Below are 15,727 nucleotides of genomic sequence, written 5' to 3' on the forward strand. Positions count from 1 at the left end.
CGCGCCCGGCGGCATGGGCGGTACGACCGGCGCGCCCGACGCGTCCGGCGAGGCCGCGCCCCCGCCCACGCCTCCCCCCACGGCGCCGCCCCAGACGCCGCGCGGGACCTTTCCGCCGGACCCTGAGTCTCCGCACCACCGGGCCCAGTGAGCCGCCTCGCGCCACACACAGAACCGTCGCCGTCGCCCGGGCCTTCCGCCCGTGGCGACGGCCCTTTTCTGTCCGGACGGGCACCGCGGCCGCCGCCGTGCTGCGACGGCGCAGGTCAGCGCGTCGCGTACGAGGTGCGGAGCCGCGCAGAGCCGCCAGGCCGTCCGAGGACGCCGGTTCCTCGGACCAGCCGAATCCATCCGTGCTCGGCGGCGCGCCGCCGATGCGTGCCGCCTGCCGGCGCGTGTAGCCGCCGTTCGCCGCAGGCCCCCAGACCCGGCCGGCCGGTGACCCGTGCGGCACGGCATCTCGTGCGTGGCCGGGATGTCGACTCGGCCCAGACGGTCGGGAGAGGAGACACCGTCTGGGCCGAGAGTCGGCCGGTCCGCCGACCGGTGGACGGGCGTCAGCGGACCCCGTCGGCCAGCTGCGGCAGCACCTTGGTGCGGTAGAAGTCGAAGAAGCCGCGCTGGTCGGGGCCGATCTGATTGACGTAGACCCGGTCGAACCCGGCATCCACGAACGCGGAGAGGGCGGCCACGTGCTGGTCGACGTCGTCCCCGCAGACCACGTTGCTGCTCACCATGTCCTCGGTGATCAGCGGCTTCAGCTGCTCGAAATGGCTCGGCGAGGGCAGCACCTGGCCCATCTCGCCGGGGAGCAGCGCGTTGAACCAGAGCCGGTGGACCGTGCGTACGGCCTCGTCCCGGTCCTGGCCGTAACAGACCTTCGTACCGCCGCTGACCGGCTCGGCGCCACCGCCGCCCTTGCGGAACTGCTCGACCATCGACTCGTCCGGCATCACCGTGATGTAGCCGTCGCCGACCCGGGCCGCGAGCGCGGTCGCCTGCGGTCCGAAGCCCGAGATGTCGATCGGGACGGGCTCGTCCGGGACCGTGTAGAGGCGGGCGTTCTCGACCGTGTAATGGGCGCCGGAGTGGTTGACCTCCTCGCCGCTGAACAGGTGGCGTATCACCTGGATCGCCTCCTCCAGCATGTCCAGACGGACGTGCGCGGGCGGCCAGGCGTCACCGAGGATGTGCTCGTTCAGGGCCTCGCCGCTGCCGACGCCGAGCCGGAAGCGGCCGTTCGTCATCACCGCGCTGGTCGCCGCGGCCTGCGCCACCACCGCCGGGTGGGTCCGCACGGTCGGGCAGGTGACCGCCGTCTCGATCGGCAGGGACACGGCCTCGGAGAGTGCGCCGATCACGGACCACACGAAGGGGCTCTGGCCCTGCGCGTCGTTCCACGGGTGGTAGTGGTCCGAGATCCACAGCGACTGGAAACCTGCCTGCTCGGCCATCCTCGCCTGCTCGACGAGGTCGGCGGGACCGAACTCCTCGGTCGACAGGAAGTAGCCGTATTCGACCATGGGGGCACCTCCGCGACGGGGCGGGTCAGGGTCCTCGTCCGGGTATCCCCGGGGCCTCGCGCGAAACGCCACCGCCCGGGCGCCACGCGCGCGGGCGCCACTGTCCAGGGCGGCCGACGTTTGGGTGCCGGGGCCAGGGGGACGCGGAAAGCCCGTACGAGCGACCCCGCCGGAGGAGCACTATGAGTCGACCCCGCGTCGTGATCGTCGGCGCCGGATTCGCCGGTTACCGAACGGCACGCACCCTGTCCCGGCTGGCGCAGGGCAGGGCCGACATCATCCTGCTGAACCCGACGGACTACTTCCTGTATCTGCCCCTGCTGCCGCAGGTGGCCGCCGGGGTGCTCGAACCGCGCCGGGTCACCGTCTCGCTGACAGGCACCCTCAAGGACGTACGGCTGGTGCTCGGCGAGGCCGACGGCATCGACCTCGACGCGCAGACCGTGCACTACAGCGACGCCGAGGGCGGCGTGGGCACGCTGTCCTACGACCGTCTCGTGCTCGCCGCCGGCAGCGTCAACAAGCTGTTGCCCATCCCCGGTGTCGCCGAGCACGCGCACGGCTTCCGGGGCCTGCCCGAGGCGCTGTACCTGCGCGACCACGTCACCCGTCAGGTGGAGCTCGTGGCGGCCGACGACGACCCGAAGGCCTGCTCCTCGCGGTGCACCTTCGTGGTGGTCGGCGCCGGCTACACCGGCACCGAAGTCGCCGCGCACGGGCAGCTGTTCACCGACGCGCTGGTGCGCAAACAGCCCCTGCGCCAGGGCATGCGTCCGCGCTGGGTGCTGCTCGACATCGCGTCACGCGTCCTGCCGGAGCTGGACGAGCGGCTCTCGCGCACCGCCGACAGCGTGCTGCGGGGGCGCGGCGTCGACGTCCGCACCGAAACCTCCGTGAAGGAGGCGACCCCGACCGGAGTGCAGCTCAGCGACGGGGAGTTCATCGACACCCGGACCCTGGTGTGGTGCGTCGGCGTACGGCCCGATCCGCTGGCCGAGACGCTCGGGCTGCCCATGGAACGCGGCCGGCTGCTCGTCGACCCCCACCTTCAGGTGCCGGGCCACCCCGAGGTGTTCGCGTGCGGCGACGCGGCCGCGGTACCGGACCTGGAGAAACCCGGCCAGTACACGCCGATGACGGCACAGCACGCCTGGCGGCAGGGAAAGACCGCCGGCCACAACGTCGCCGCCTCACTCGGCGGCGGCAACCGTCGCGCCTACCGCCACCGCGACATGGGCTTCACCGTCGACCTCGGCGGAGTCAAGGCAGCCGCCAACCCGCTCGGCGTTCCGCTGTCCGGGCCGCTCGCGGGCGCCGTCACCCGCGGCTACCACCTGGCCGCGATGCCCGGCAACCGGATCCGGGTGGCCGCCGACTGGCTCCTGGACGCGGTACTGCCGCGCCAGGGCGTGCAGTTGGGCCTGGTCCGCTCCTGGGCCGTGCCGCTGGACACCTCGTCCCCCGAGCTGGCGCATGTCCCGGGGAGGCCCGAACGTCCGAGTCCTGCGGAAGGAAAGTCATGAAGAGCCGTCAACTCACCGACCTGGGCCAGCAGCTGCGCGTCGACAGCGTCCGCGCGGCCGCTGCTGCGGGCTCTGGGCACCCCACCTCCTCGATGTCCGCCGCCGACCTCATGGCGGTCCTCCTCGCCCACCATCTCCGCTACGACTTCGACCGGCCCGCCCATCCCGGCAACGACCGTTTCGTCCTCTCCAAGGGGCATGCCTCGCCCCTGCTGTACGCCACGTACAAGGCGGCGGGGGCGATCAACGAGACCGAGCTGATGACCTTCCGTAAACTCGGCAGCCGGCTCGAAGGGCATCCGACACCCCGTCGGCTCCCGTGGGTCGAGACGGCCACCGGCTCGCTCGGGCAGGGGCTGCCCGTGGGCGTCGGCATCGCCCTGTCCGGCAAGCGGCTCGACCGGGTCGGCTACCGGGTATGGGTGCTGTGCGGCGACAGCGAGATGGCCGAGGGCTCCGTGTGGGAGGCGGCCGAGCACGCCGGCCATGAGCACCTCGACAATCTCACGGCGATCGTGGACGTCAACCGGCTCGGGCAGCGCGGCCCGACCCGGCACGGCCACGACCTCGACGCGTACGCGCGCCGCTTCCAGGCCTTCGGCTGGCACACGATCGAGGTCGACGGCCATGATGTGGACGCCGTCGACCGCGCGTACGGCGAGGCCGTCTCCACGATCGGACAGCCGACCGCGATCCTCGCCCGCACCTTGAAGGGCAGGGGAGTCGAGTCCGCCCAGGACCGCGAGGGGCTGCACGGCAAACCGCTGCCCGACGCCGACGAGGCGATCACGGAACTCGGCGGCATACGCGACATCCGCGTCGAGGTCCAACCGCCGCCCGCCGCACGGATGTTGCACGCCGTACGGGCCGGCCATCTGGAGCTGCCCCGCTTCGAGCTCGGTGATCAGGTCGCCACCCGCGACGCCTTCGGCAAGGCACTCGCGGCGCTCGGCGCGGCGCGCGGCGATGTCGTCGCCCTCGACGGCGAGGTGAGCGACTCGACGCGCTCCGAGTTCTTCGCGAAGGAGCACCCCGACCGGTTCTTCGAGTGCTACATCGCCGAGCAGCAACTCGTCGCCGCCGCCGTGGGGCTCGCCGCACGCGGCTGGGTGCCGTACGCCTCGACCTTCGCCGCGTTCTTCACCCGTGCTCATGACTTCATCCGCATGGCGTCCATCAGTGGCAGCGGCATCAACTTCGTCGGCTCGCACGCGGGCGTCGCGATCGGCCAGGACGGGCCCTCCCAGATGGGCCTGGAGGACCTGGCGATGTTCCGCGCCCTGCACGACTCGACCGTCCTCTACCCGTGCGACGCCAACCAGACGGCCCATCTCGTCGCCGCGATGGCGGGCTGCGAGGGGATCCGCTATCTGCGGACCTCGCGCGGAGCGTCACCGGTCATCTACGGGCCGAACGAGGACTTCCCCATCGGGGGCAGCAAGGTGCTGCGCGTCTCCGCCCAGGACCGGCTGACCCTCGTCGCCGCCGGAGTGACGGTGAACGAGGCCCTGGCAGCCGCGGACATGCTCGACAGGGACGGCATCCCCGTCCAGGTCATCGACCTCTACTCCGTCAAACCCGTCGACCGCGGCACCCTGCGCGACGCCGCCGAACACACCGGCTGCCTGCTCACCGTCGAGGACCACCGTGAGGAGGGCGGCCTCGGCGACGCGGTCCTCGACGCCTTCCTCGACGGCCGCCCGACCCCCCGTCTGGTCCGCCTCGCCGTGCGCACCATGCCCGGCTCGGCCTCGCCCGAGGAGCAGCTGCACGCCGCGGGCATCGACCGGGAGTCGATCGCGGCCTCGGCGAAGCTGCTGGTGGAGCAGGCGGTCGTGCGGTGAGGGCGGCCGTCGGCGTGCGCGTACGGAGGGAGTGACCATGGGCGGCACGACGACCGGCGGCACGACGACCGTACGGGCCGGCCGGCGCACCGTGGAGCTGCACCGCCCCGGCAAGGTGCTCTTCCCGGGCGACGGGCGCAACAGGGAGTACACCAAGGAGGACCTCGTCGCCTACTACCGGGCCGTGGCGCCGTTCATGCTGCCCCATCTGCGGGGGCGGCCGCTGATGCTGGAGCGGCACCCGGACGGGCTCGACGGCCCCCGGTTCATGCAGAAGAACCTCCAGGACCACGATCCGGACTGGATCAGCCGCATCGAGGTGCCCAAGGAGGGAGGCACCGTCTGCCACCCCGTGTGCGACGACACCGCGACCCTCGTCTACCTCGCGGACCAGGCCTGTGTGACGCTGCACCGCTGGCTGTCCCGCGTCGACCGGATCGACCGGCCCGACCGCATGGTCTTCGACCTCGACCCGGCCGACGACGACTTCGACGCCGTCCGCCGGGCGGCCCGGTGGCTCGGCGAGCTCCTCGACCGGATCGAGCTGCCGTCCGCGCTGATGACCACCGGCTCACGCGGCCTGCACGTCGTCGTGGCGCTCAATGGACACCACGACTTCGACGAGGCACGCGAGTTCGCCAGGGATGTGGCCGGGACACTCACCGCCGAGCACCCCGACGCACTGACCACGGCCGCCCGCAAGAAGGAGCGCGGGGACCGGCTCTACGTGGACGTGCAGCGCAACGCGTACGCGCAGACCGCGGTCGTTCCCTTCACCGTCCGGGCCAGGCCCGGCGCCCCGGTGGCCACGCCCATCAGCTGGGAACGGCTGGACGACCCTGAGCTGGGCCCCCGCCACTGGACCATCGACGACGCCGTCGACCAGGCCCGTACCGACCCGTGGTCCGGTCTGCTGCGCCGCGGGCGGGCACTCGGCCCCGCCCGGCGCAGGCTCGACGCGTTGCGCGGCTGAGGCACGCGCTTTCGCAGGTTTGGGCAACTCGCCTCAGGCCACCCGGAGTTGGAGGGGGCCTATGACGAACTCACCCAAACCACAAGAGGTATTGCAGGAGGCACGCGCCCAGCTCGCCGAACTCACCGGCATGGCAGCCGAGTCGGTGTCGTCCTTCGAACGCACCGAGGACGGCTGGACTTTGGAGATCGAGGTCCTGGAACTCCCCAGGGTTCCCGACACGATGAGTCTCCTCGCCGGCTATCAGGTGACTCTCGACCCGCAGGGCCATCTCACCGGCTATCGGCGCGTCCGTCGCTACGAACGCGGGAGGGCCGAAGCTCACAGGCCCGGCCGCCGCTAGGCCGCCGTCCCGCGAAGCCTCAACACCAGAGAAGCTAGACAATCCAGACAAGCCAGATAAGTCAGAGAAGGAGGGCCGGTCGTCATGACCGTCGTCCCAGCACAGCAGCAGACCGGCGGCGGAGGCGGCAGCAGCGGCCTCTACGACGTTCTGGAGCTCATCCTCGACCGGGGGCTCGTCATCGACGCGTTCGTGCGAGTTTCCCTCGTCGGCATCGAGATCCTGAAGATCGACGTCCGCGTGGTCGTCGCCAGTGTCGACACCTATCTGCGGTTCGCCGAGGCGTGCAACCGGCTCGACCTGGAGGCCGGGCCGCGCAAGAGCCCCGGGCTGCCCGACGTGGTCGGCCAGATCACCGAGTCCGGCGCGCGCGGCAAGTCGAAGGGGGCGCTGTCCGGCGCCGCCGAGACCGTCTCCGACGCGTTCAAGCAGGCCAGGGAGGAGGGCCAGACCGAGTCCCGGCCGCGAGCCCGCAAGACCACCGCGCGCAAGAAGGAGGAGCAGGAGTGAGCACGTACGTCTACGGCATCGCCGCCGACTCGCATCCTTCGCTCCCCGACGGCATGGGCGGCGTCGGCGATCCGGCCCGCCCGGTGCGCGTCGTCAAGGAGGCCGGCCTTGCCGCGATCGTCAGCGACGCCCCCGAAGGGTTGCGACCCAAGCGCAAAGAGCTGCTCGCCCACCAGAACGTGCTGGCCGAGGCGGGCGCGGGCGGCGCGCTGCTGCCCATGCGGTTCGGCAGCGTCGCACTGGACGACGCGGCCGTCACGGGGGTGCTCGGCGAACGCGCGGAACACTACAAGGAGCGCCTCGACGCGCTGGCGGGCAAGGTCGAGTACAACGTCAAGGCCAGTCACAACGAAGAGGCCGCGCTGCACGGCGTGATGGCCCAGAACTCGGAGATCAGGGCGCTCGCCGAGGCCAATCGTCAGGCGGGCGGTGGCAGTTACGAGCAGCGGCTGCGCCTCGGAGAGATGGTGGCGTCCGCGCTGAAGGCCCGCGAGGCGGAGGACGCCGTCGATCTGCAGCACACCCTGGAACCGGCCGCCGACGCCGTGAGCGTGGGCCCCGAGTCCACCGGCTGGCTGGCCAACCTGTCGTTCCTGGTGGAGCGCGAATCGGCCGAGGTGTTCCTCACCGCCGTCGAACAGGTCCGCAAGGGGCATCCGCATCTCGACGTCCGCGTCAACGGGCCGCTGCCGCCCTACAGCTTCGTCGAACCCGGGCCGTCCGAGCCCGCCGAGACGGGGGCCATCCAGGCGGGGCCCGCCGCAGCGGCGGAGACGGGGCACTGAGCGCATGGGACTGATCGGAGAGGTACTGCTGCTGCCGTTCGCACCCGTGCGCGGCAGCCTCTGGACCATCAGACAGGTGGTGGCCGAAGCCGAGCGCCAGTACTACGACCCGGCCACGGTCCGCGCCGAACTCGCCCTTCTCGAGCAACGGCTCGAGGCGGGCGAGATCGACGACGCGGAGTTCGACCGCCGGGAGGACGAGCTCCTCGACCGGCTGGAGACAGGTCTGGGCAGGAGCTCGGGACGAGGTAACGGGACGACATGATGAACCGAGTGGGACTTGGCCTCGCGGTAGGGGCCGGATACGTCCTCGGACGTACGAAGAAGATGAAGCTGGCGTTCGCCGTCGGCACCCTAGTGGCCGGCCGGCGGATGCGGCTCAGCCCGCGGATGCTTGTGGACCTGGTGGATCAGCAACTGCGGAACAATCCGCAGTTCAAGGAGGTCGGCGACCAGCTGCGCGAGGAACTGCGCGGAGTGGGCAAGGCGGCGTCCGGAGCGCTGGTCGAGCGCCAGATCGGGGCGCTGGCGGACCGGCTGCACGGCCGGACCGCGGAGGTCCGCGAGCGCATCGCCGGCGTGGCACCGGACGTGCCGGGGTTCGAGGACGAGCAGGACCCCGACGACTTCGACGATTTCGAAGACGTCGAAGAACCCGAAGACCGCGAAGACGCCGAAGACCGCGAAGACGCCGAAGACCGCGAAGACGTCGAAGACCGCGAAGAACCTGATCCGGCTCCGCCGGACGCGGCCCCCGCCCGGAAGGCCGCTGCCAAGAAAGCGCCCGCGAAGAAGGTCGCGGCGAAGAAGGCGCAGAGCAAGAAGCCCGTCAAGAAGATGGCGGCGACGGCCCCCGCCAAGAAGGCCGCGAGCAAGAAGGTGGCGGCGAAGACCGCCAAGAAGGCGCCCGGGAAGAAGACGGCCGCCGCAACGGACTCCGCGCGCCGTACCGCGCGCCGCCGGACTGCCGAGGGAGGTCGGGACGATGACTGACACCCTCAAGACCGCGACGGAACAGACGAAGGGCGGCGGCCTGGGCGGCGTCGCTCAGAGCGAGGCCGCCGACCGTCTCAAGGCGGAACTCCAGGAGTATGCCGCGGCCCAGGCCCAGCGTCTGCTGATCGGCTTCGGTCGCAGGCTGGGCGAGTCGACCGTCAAGCTCAACGACATCGCCGAGGGCAACAGCCCCGGCTTCGCGCGGCTCGCCCTGGACGGTGGACGCAAACTCGCCGAGGGCAAGGGGCCGTTGCGCAGCGCCCTCGAAGTGGGCGCCTCCCGCGCCAAGGAGCAGGTACGCGACGCGCTCGAGAACCTGCGCGGAAGCAAGGGCAAGGGCAGGAGCAAAGGCGGCGCTGGCAGGAAGCCCACCGTCATCATGGAGTACGTCGACGTCGGGGTACCGCTGCGCACCGCGTACGACCAGTGGACCCAGTACCAGGAGTTCAGCACCTTCGCCAAGGGTGTGAAGAACGCGAACCGTGCCGACGACACCACCTCGGACTGGCAGCTCAAGGTCTTCTGGTCCAGCCGTAGTTGGAAGGCCCACACCACCGAGCAAGTGCCCGACGACCGCATCTCCTGGACTTCGGAGGGCGCGAAGGGCACGACGAAGGGCGTCGTCTCCTTCCACCCGCTCGCCGAGAACCTCACGCGAGTCCTGCTGATCATCGAGTACTACCCCAAGGGCCTGTTCGAGAAGACGGGCAATCTGTGGCGCGCACAGGGCCGCAGGGCGCGCCTCGACCTCAAGCACTTCGCCCGCTACGTCACCCTCCGCGGCGAGGCCGGCGACGGCTGGCGCGGCGAGATCCGCGACGGCGAGGTGCTGCGCACTCATGAGGACGCGGTCGCCGAGGAGGCCGACGAGGGGGAGGGCCCGTACGAGGCCGAGGCCGAGGACGACGGCGCGTACCAGGACGAGGAGGCGGAAGAGGGCCCGATCCCCGAGGATGAGGATGAGGAGTACGCCGAAGAGGAAGAAGGGGAAGAGCCTGAAGAGGCGGAAGGCGACGAGCCGGAGGACGAATACGAGCCCGAGGGCGAATACGAGCCCGAGGGCGAATACGAGCCCGAGGGCGAATACGAGCCCACCGAGCACGGGAGCTCCCGATGACGACCCCCGGACGGTACCCCGAGCCCTACGGGCGGGACAGCAGTGCCAACCTCGCCGACATCCTGGAGCGGGTGCTGGACAAGGGCATCGTGATCGCGGGCGACATCCGCATCAACCTGCTGGACATCGAACTGCTCACCATCAAGCTGCGCCTCATCGTCGCCTCCGTCGACAAGGCGAAGGAGATGGGCATCGACTGGTGGGAGTCCGACCCCGCACTGTCCTCCAGTGCGCGCCGGAACGAACTGGCCCGAGAGAACGCCGAGTTGCGCGCACACGTCGCCGAACTGGAGGGCGGGCGCGCACCACGCAGGGAACCACGCGTGGAATCCGCCACGGAGCCACGCGCGGAAGAGGAGGCCTCATGAGCGGTCTGCGCTATGTCTACGCCATCTGCCGCCCCTTCGGCAGCACCCTTCCCGCCCAGCTGACGGGCGTCGCGGGCGTGCCGCCCAAGCAGCTGACCCACCACGGCCTGATCGCCATCGTCAGCGCCGTACCGGAGGAGGACTTCGCCGAGGAGCCGCTGCGAGCCCACCTGGAGGACCTGGACTGGCTCACCGAGACCGCGCGGGCCCACCACAGCGTGATCGACGCGCTCACCGTGGTCACCTCGCCCCTGCCGCTCCGGCTCGCCACCGTGTTCCGGGACGACAGCGGCGTACGCACGATGATGGAGGCCCATGAGGAGGCCTTCCTGCGGACACTCGACCGGCTCGACGGACGGGTGGAATGGGGCGTGAAGGTCTACGCGGAATCCGAAGAAACGCCCGAAGAAACGCCCGAAGAAACGCCAGTTTCCGAGAAGCGGACGCCGCCCGTGAAGAGCGGAAGCGGACGCGACTATCTGCGGCAGCGTCGTCGGCAGCGCCGAGCCCATGAGGAGAAATGGGAGCGTGCCGAAGAATTCGCCCGCAGACTTCATGGCGCCCTTTCCCGGTTCGCGGAGGACACCCGGATTCATGCGCCGCAGAACGCGGCGCTTTCCCGTGCCTCCGGTCGCAATGTGCTCAATGCTGCCTATCTCGTACCGCGTTCTGATTCAGAGGAATTTGTGGAACTGGTGGACCGTACGAAGGACGAGGAGGCAGGCCTGCGGGTGGAACTCACCGGCCCCTGGGCCGCGTACTCGTTCAGTGGCTCCTTCGGCGCCCCGGAGGGGGAGGCCGGCCCGTGACCGTCGTCGAACGCCGTGAGATCGCCCTTGTGGACCTGCTCGACCGGCTGCTCGCGGGCGGGGTCGTCATCACCGGAGACCTCACTTTGCGGATCGCGGACGTCGATCTCGTACGCATCGACCTGAACGCACTCATCAGCTCGGTGAACGAGCAGGTCCGCTCGCCCTGGCAGGAGGTGCCGTGACCACGCCCCGAAAGAGCCGTCAGAACCGCCTGGAGCTCGACCCGGACACGGTGGAACGCGACCTCGTCAAGCTCGTGCTGACCGTCGTCGAGCTGCTGCGGCAGTTGATGGAGCGGCAGGCTGTGCGCCGTTTCGACACCGGGGAGTTATCGGAGGATCAGGAGGAGCGGATCGGGCTGACCCTGATGCTTCTCGACGACCGCATGGCCGAACTGCGCGACCGCTACGGCCTGCGGCCCGAGGACCTCAATCTGGACCTCGGGCCGCTCGGACCACTACTACCCCGGGAATAGGCTTTCCGCTACCCCGGGAACAGGCTTCGAAGAAGCCTCGAACAGTGTGGAATTCTGACTGCCTCTGACTACCAGCGATACCAGCGTGACCTGGTCCCGGTCGCGGTCGTTCCGCGGACCAGGAATCCCAGCAGCCAAACGACAAGAACCACCAGGGCAATCCACCAGAGCAGTTTCACCGCGAATCCGGCGCCGAACAGTAGCAGCGCCAGAAGCAGTACAAGCAGGATGGGAACCATAATGTGAAACCTCCTGCTGTACGGGTTTCCCGGAGTACGGGAATCAGGCAGGCTTTCGGCAGAGAATTTCTCCGTGCAGGACGGAGAACCAGGCGTCCTCCTGCCGTCCCCACTCCCGCCAGGCCTCCGACACCCCGCGCAGTTGCTCGGGCGTCGCGTGGCCGCCCTCCGTCGCGCGGTCCGCGTACGCGGAGGTGAGTGTGCGGTCCGCCCACAGGCCGCTCCACCACGCGAGTTCCTCGGCGGTGGCGAAGCACCAGGTACTCGACGAGGCGGTGATGTCGGTGAAACCGGCCTCCAGCGCCCAGGACTTGAGGCGCCGCCCCGCGTCCGGCTCACCGCCGTTGGCGCGGGCGACACGCAGATACAGGTCCAGCCAGTCGTCCATGCCGGACGGGCGCGGATACCAGGTCATCGCCGAGTAGTCCGAGTCGCGCACGGCAACGTACCCGCCCGGCTTGGTGACCCGGTACATCTCGCGCAGAGCCCGCACCGGGTCGCCCACGTGTTGCAGTACCTGATGCGCGTGGACGACGCAGAAGGAGTCGTCCGGGTAGTCCAGCGCGTGCACGTCCCTGACCGCGAACTCGATGTTCTCCAGGCCCCGTTCGGCGGCCGTGGCCCGGGCCTGCTCCAGGATGTCCGGCGCCTGGTCGACCCCGGTGACCCGGCCGTCGGGGACCAGTTCCGCCAGGTCGGCGGTGATGGTGCCGGGCCCGCAGCCGATGTCCAGGACCGTCATGTGGGGCTTGAGCGAACCGAGGAGGTACGCCGCCGAATTGGCGGCCGTGCGCCAGGTGTGCGAGCGCAGCACGGACTCGTGGTGGCCGTGGGTGTAGACGGCGGTCTCCTTCGACACGGCGTCCCCTTCCGTTGTGGCGATACCCGTGGGATCACCGTACGCCGCCGTGTCGAATAATGAGATACGCGTCTTGCAATGCGGACGAGCTGAACTGAACCGCTGATCGGTTTCCGGTGCGGTCAGTGATGGTCAGCGAGAGGGAAGCGGCCGGTAGACGGTCAGCGCCTCGGGGAGCTTCTTGAGTGTCAACTCGCCTTCCACCGTTGTGACTTCGCCGTCGTACGCCAGGAGGGTGCCGGGCGAGATGCCGTCCACATGGAGCCTGCCGACCCGTACCGCCGCGTGCACGGGGGAGCGGGTCAGCGGTCCCGCGACGGCCGCGGCGAGGAGCCGGGCGGCGGGTTTGCGGCCCCCGTGCACGACGCGTACGTCCAGCCGGCCGTCCGCGAGGTCGAAGCGGCGGCCGGGCGCCAGCCCCATGCGGTGATACGTGCCGTTGCCGGCGAACAGCAGCCACAACGGGCGCTCGCTGCCGCGGAATTCGGTACTCAGCGGATGCCGGTCCGCACGCAGCACACGCAGGGCCGCGAGCACCCCGGCGGGCCAGCCGCCGATCCGCCGTGACCAGCGCTCCCGCTCGTGGACCAGCTCGGGGTACACGCCCAGGCTGCAGGTGTTGAGGAACAGGCCCTCGACGGTGCCGGAGGAGAAGTGGCCCACGTCCACGCGTACGGCGTCGCCCTCCTGGAGGGCCCGGCTCAGCTCACCCACGTCCTCCACGCCCACGTCGTGCGCGAAGTGGTTGAGTGTGCCGCCGGGCAGCACCGCGAGCGGGAGGCCGTGGCGCAGGGCGACCTCGGCCGCCGCGTTCACCGTGCCGTCGCCGCCGCACACGCCCAGTACCTCGGCCCGGCTTGCCGCCTTCTCGAACTCGGCCCGAAGATCGGCCGCCTCGCACTCCACGATCTCGGCGTGCGGCAGAGCCGCGTTCAGGGCGCGGACCGCCTCCGGGGTGCCGGCCTCCTTGTTGGCCACGAGGACCAGGCCCCGCCCGTCCGGGAGTGCGGGCGCGTCCACGTGCGGGCGGCCCGGGGACGGCAGCTGGTCGCGGGTCGGCACGACGCCGCGTACGGCGTAGGCGGCGCCCACGCCGAGCGCCGCGCCCACGAGGACGTCACTGGGGTAGTGGACGCCCGTGTAGACCCGGGACAGGGCGACCGCGGCGGCGACCGGGGCGACCACAGCGCCCAGCGGCCGGGACTCCAGGGCGACGCCCGCCGCGAAGGCCGCGGCCGACGCGGAGTGCCCCGACGGGAAGGAGGTGGTGATCGGCTGCCGCTTCAGCTGACGGATCATCGGCACCGCGTCGAGCAGCGGGCGCGGGCGCCGCACCGACCGCTTGCCGAGCGTGTTGATGGTCGCCGAGGCCAGGGCGAGCGAGGCGACGCCCCGGGCGGCGGCGCGGCGGGCCTTCGGCGAACGCGTCGCCGCGAGGGCCGTCGCCGTGGCGAACCACAGCACCCCGTGGTTGGCGCTGCGGCTCAGCCGCGGCAGGAGGTGATCGGCGCCCGGCCAGTGCCGAGTGGCGACGGAGTCGAAGAGGCGGCAGTCCACGGCCAGCATCCGGTCACGCAGGGCATGGCCGGATTCGGGGACGGTGAGGTCTACATCTGCGGTCATGCAACTGCGAGTACCCCGGCGGGCCCCGCTTCGCGCATAACCGTTTGCCGATCACCCCGGCCCACCCGGACAATGCGCAACCATGGGACATCTGGAAGCGGCGCACCTCGAGTACTACCTCCCCGACGGGAGGGCGCTGCTCGGCGATGTGTCCTTCCGGGTGGGCGAAGGGGCAGCGGTCGCGCTGGTGGGCCCCAACGGCGCCGGGAAGACGACCCTGCTGCGGCTGATAGCGGGGGAGCTGAAGCCGCACGGAGGCACCGTCACGGTCAGCGGCGGGCTCGGGGTGATGCGCCAGTTCGTGGGATCCGTACGCGACGAGACGACCGTGCGCGATCTGCTCGTGTCGGTCGCGCCGCCCCGGATCCGCGAGGCGGCGACGGCCGTCGACGTCGCCGAGCACGCGATCATGACCGTCGACGACGAGGCCGCACAGCTCCAGTACGCGCAGGCGCTCGCCGACTGGGCCGAAGTCCGGGGCTATGAGTCCGAGACGCTGTGGGACATCTGCACCATGGCCGCGCTCGGTGTGCCGTACGAAAAAGCGCAGTTCCGCGAGGTGCGGACGCTGTCCGGCGGCGAGCAGAAGCGGCTCGTGCTGGAGGCGCTGCTGCGCGGCACCGACGAGGTGCTGCTGCTCGACGAGCCGGACAACTACCTCGACGTGCCCGGCAAGCGCTGGCTGGAGGAGCGGCTGCGGGAGACGCGCAAGACCGTCCTGTTCGTGTCCCACGACCGCGAACTCCTCGCCCGCGCCTCCGAGAAGATCGTGAGCGTGGAGCCGGGACCGGCGGGCGCCGACGCGTGGGTGCACGGCGGCGGGTTCGCCACGTACCACGAGGCCCGCCGCGAACGCTTCGCGCGCTTCGAGGAGCTGCGGCGGCGCTGGGACGAGAAGCATGCCCAGCTGAAGAAGCTGGTGCTCAACCTGCGGCAGGCGGCCACGATCAGCCACGAGCTGGCCTCGCGGTACCAGGCCGCGCAGACCCGGCTGCGGAAGTTCGAGGAGGCCGGCCCGCCGCCGGAGCCGCCCCGGGAGCAGGACATCAGGATGCGGCTCAAGGGCGGCCGTACCGGAGTAAGGGCCGTCACCTGCGCAGGACTTGAGCTCACCGGGCTGATGAAACCCTTCGACCTGGAGGTCTTCTACGGCGAGCGCGTCGCCGTACTGGGCTCCAACGGCTCCGGCAAGTCGCACTTCCTGCGGCTGCTCGCGGGCGGCGAGGTGGCGCACACGGGAGCGTGGAAGCTCGGTGCGCGCGTGGTGCCCGGCCACTTCGCGCAGACGCACTCCCACCCCGAGCTGGAGGGGCGCACGCTGCTCGACATCCTGTGGACCGAGCACTCCCAGGACCGTGGCGCCGCGATGTCCCGGCTCCGGCGCTACGAGCTGACCGCCCAGGCCGAGCAGCGCTTCGACCGGCTCTCCGGCGGTCAGCAGGCCCGTTTCCAGATTCTCCTGCTGGAGCTGGAGGGGGCGACGGCCCTGCTCCTCGACGAGCCCACCGACAACCTCGACCTGGAGTCGGCCGAGGCCCTCCAGGAGGGCCTCGAGGCGTACGAGGGCACCGTCCTCGCCGTCACCCACGACCGCTGGTTCGCGCGCTCCTTCGACCGCTACCTGGTGTTCGGCAGCGACGGCAGGGTGCGCGAGACGGCGGAGCCGGTGTGGGACGAGCGGCGCGTGGAGCGCGCCAGGTAGTCCGGCAGTCCGTTAACCCGGTAGCCCGGCAGCCA

General features: G+C 70.8%; 18 protein-coding genes. 14 read left to right on the top strand and 4 right to left on the bottom strand.

Annotated elements, in window-relative coordinates:
* Window positions 1–557: 557 nt before the first annotated feature.
* Entirely contained in the window at window positions 558–1,523 is a 966-nt protein-coding gene (locus FGD71_RS37200; RefSeq protein ID WP_119104965.1) for an LLM class F420-dependent oxidoreductase, read from the bottom strand.
* 182 nt (window positions 1,524–1,705) lie between these two features.
* Here FGD71_RS37200 and FGD71_RS37205 point away from each other — a divergent pair, with 182 nt between their 5' ends.
* The 13 genes from FGD71_RS37205 to FGD71_RS37265 all read left to right on the top strand — a co-directional run bounded on the left by FGD71_RS37205 (window position 1,706) and on the right by FGD71_RS37265 (window position 11,269).
* Window positions 1,706–3,046 (top strand): NAD(P)/FAD-dependent oxidoreductase, encoded by a 1,341-nt coding sequence (locus tag FGD71_RS37205; protein ID WP_119104966.1) that lies wholly within the window; start codon window positions 1,706–1,708, stop codon window positions 3,044–3,046.
* Window positions 3,043–4,890, top strand: coding sequence for a transketolase (locus FGD71_RS37210; RefSeq protein ID WP_119104967.1), 1,848 nt, complete (start codon window positions 3,043–3,045; stop codon window positions 4,888–4,890). Before FGD71_RS37205 ends, FGD71_RS37210 begins: the two co-directional genes overlap by 4 nt.
* 37 nt (window positions 4,891–4,927) lie before the next feature.
* Window positions 4,928–5,863: a non-homologous end-joining DNA ligase gene (gene ligD, locus FGD71_RS37215; RefSeq protein ID WP_119104968.1), complete on the top strand. Its 936-nt coding sequence runs from the start codon at window positions 4,928–4,930 to the stop codon at window positions 5,861–5,863.
* A gap of 61 nt (window positions 5,864–5,924) precedes the next feature.
* Window positions 5,925–6,206, top strand: coding sequence for a gas vesicle protein GvpO (locus FGD71_RS37220; RefSeq protein WP_119104969.1), 282 nt, complete (start codon window positions 5,925–5,927; stop codon window positions 6,204–6,206).
* 84 nt (window positions 6,207–6,290) lie between these two features.
* Entirely contained in the window at window positions 6,291–6,716 is a 426-nt protein-coding gene (locus tag FGD71_RS37225) for a gas vesicle structural protein GvpA (protein ID WP_119104970.1), read from the top strand.
* Window positions 6,713–7,501 (top strand): GvpL/GvpF family gas vesicle protein, encoded by a 789-nt coding sequence (locus tag FGD71_RS37230; RefSeq protein WP_119104971.1) that lies wholly within the window; start codon window positions 6,713–6,715, stop codon window positions 7,499–7,501. The genes FGD71_RS37225 and FGD71_RS37230 overlap by 4 nt, the downstream gene beginning before the upstream one ends.
* Window positions 7,502–7,505: 4 nt before the next feature.
* Window positions 7,506–7,766: a gas vesicle protein GvpG gene (locus FGD71_RS37235; RefSeq protein WP_119104972.1), complete on the top strand. Its 261-nt coding sequence runs from the start codon at window positions 7,506–7,508 to the stop codon at window positions 7,764–7,766.
* Window positions 7,766–8,494, top strand: a complete 729-nt coding sequence (locus FGD71_RS37240; RefSeq protein WP_119104973.1) for a DNA primase — start codon at window positions 7,766–7,768, stop codon at window positions 8,492–8,494. Before FGD71_RS37235 ends, FGD71_RS37240 begins: the two co-directional genes overlap by 1 nt.
* A complete protein-coding gene (locus FGD71_RS37245; protein WP_119104974.1) occupies window positions 8,487–9,614 on the top strand; it encodes an SRPBCC family protein in 1,128 nt (375 codons plus the stop codon). Before FGD71_RS37240 ends, FGD71_RS37245 begins: the two co-directional genes overlap by 8 nt.
* Window positions 9,611–9,982 (top strand): gas vesicle protein, encoded by a 372-nt coding sequence (locus FGD71_RS37250; protein WP_119104975.1) that lies wholly within the window; start codon window positions 9,611–9,613, stop codon window positions 9,980–9,982. The genes FGD71_RS37245 and FGD71_RS37250 overlap by 4 nt, the downstream gene beginning before the upstream one ends.
* Window positions 9,979–10,791 (top strand): GvpL/GvpF family gas vesicle protein, encoded by an 813-nt coding sequence (locus FGD71_RS37255; RefSeq protein ID WP_119104976.1) that lies wholly within the window; start codon window positions 9,979–9,981, stop codon window positions 10,789–10,791. The genes FGD71_RS37250 and FGD71_RS37255 overlap by 4 nt, the downstream gene beginning before the upstream one ends.
* Window positions 10,788–10,976 (top strand): gas vesicle protein, encoded by a 189-nt coding sequence (locus FGD71_RS37260; RefSeq protein WP_119104977.1) that lies wholly within the window; start codon window positions 10,788–10,790, stop codon window positions 10,974–10,976. The genes FGD71_RS37255 and FGD71_RS37260 overlap by 4 nt, the downstream gene beginning before the upstream one ends.
* The gene (locus FGD71_RS37265) at window positions 10,973–11,269 is read left to right on the top strand and encodes a gas vesicle protein K (RefSeq protein WP_119104978.1); all 297 of its coding nucleotides are present in this window, start codon (window positions 10,973–10,975) and stop codon (window positions 11,267–11,269) included. The genes FGD71_RS37260 and FGD71_RS37265 overlap by 4 nt, the downstream gene beginning before the upstream one ends.
* A 68-nt stretch (window positions 11,270–11,337) precedes the next feature.
* On the opposite strand, the gene FGD71_RS37270 is transcribed toward FGD71_RS37265, so the two are convergent.
* From FGD71_RS37270 to FGD71_RS37280, 3 genes are all read right to left on the bottom strand, one after another.
* Entirely contained in the window at window positions 11,338–11,508 is a 171-nt protein-coding gene (locus FGD71_RS37270; RefSeq protein WP_119104979.1) for a hydrophobic protein, read from the bottom strand.
* A 43-nt stretch (window positions 11,509–11,551) separates the two neighbouring features.
* Window positions 11,552–12,367, bottom strand: a complete 816-nt coding sequence (locus FGD71_RS37275) for a class I SAM-dependent methyltransferase (RefSeq protein WP_119104980.1) — start codon at window positions 12,365–12,367, stop codon at window positions 11,552–11,554.
* Window positions 12,368–12,499: 132 nt separating this feature from the next.
* A complete protein-coding gene (locus tag FGD71_RS37280; RefSeq protein ID WP_119104981.1) occupies window positions 12,500–13,990 on the bottom strand; it encodes a bifunctional phosphatase PAP2/diacylglycerol kinase family protein in 1,491 nt (496 codons plus the stop codon).
* Window positions 13,991–14,072: 82 nt separating this feature from the next.
* On the opposite strand from FGD71_RS37280, the gene FGD71_RS37285 reads away from it, so the two are divergent.
* Window positions 14,073–15,692: an ABC-F family ATP-binding cassette domain-containing protein gene (locus FGD71_RS37285; protein WP_119104982.1), complete on the top strand. Its 1,620-nt coding sequence runs from the start codon at window positions 14,073–14,075 to the stop codon at window positions 15,690–15,692.
* Window positions 15,693–15,727: the final 35 nt, after the last annotated feature.

This window comes from Streptomyces sporangiiformans, assembly GCF_005768555.2.
Lineage (GTDB): Bacteria > Actinomycetota > Actinomycetes > Streptomycetales > Streptomycetaceae > Streptomyces > Streptomyces sporangiiformans.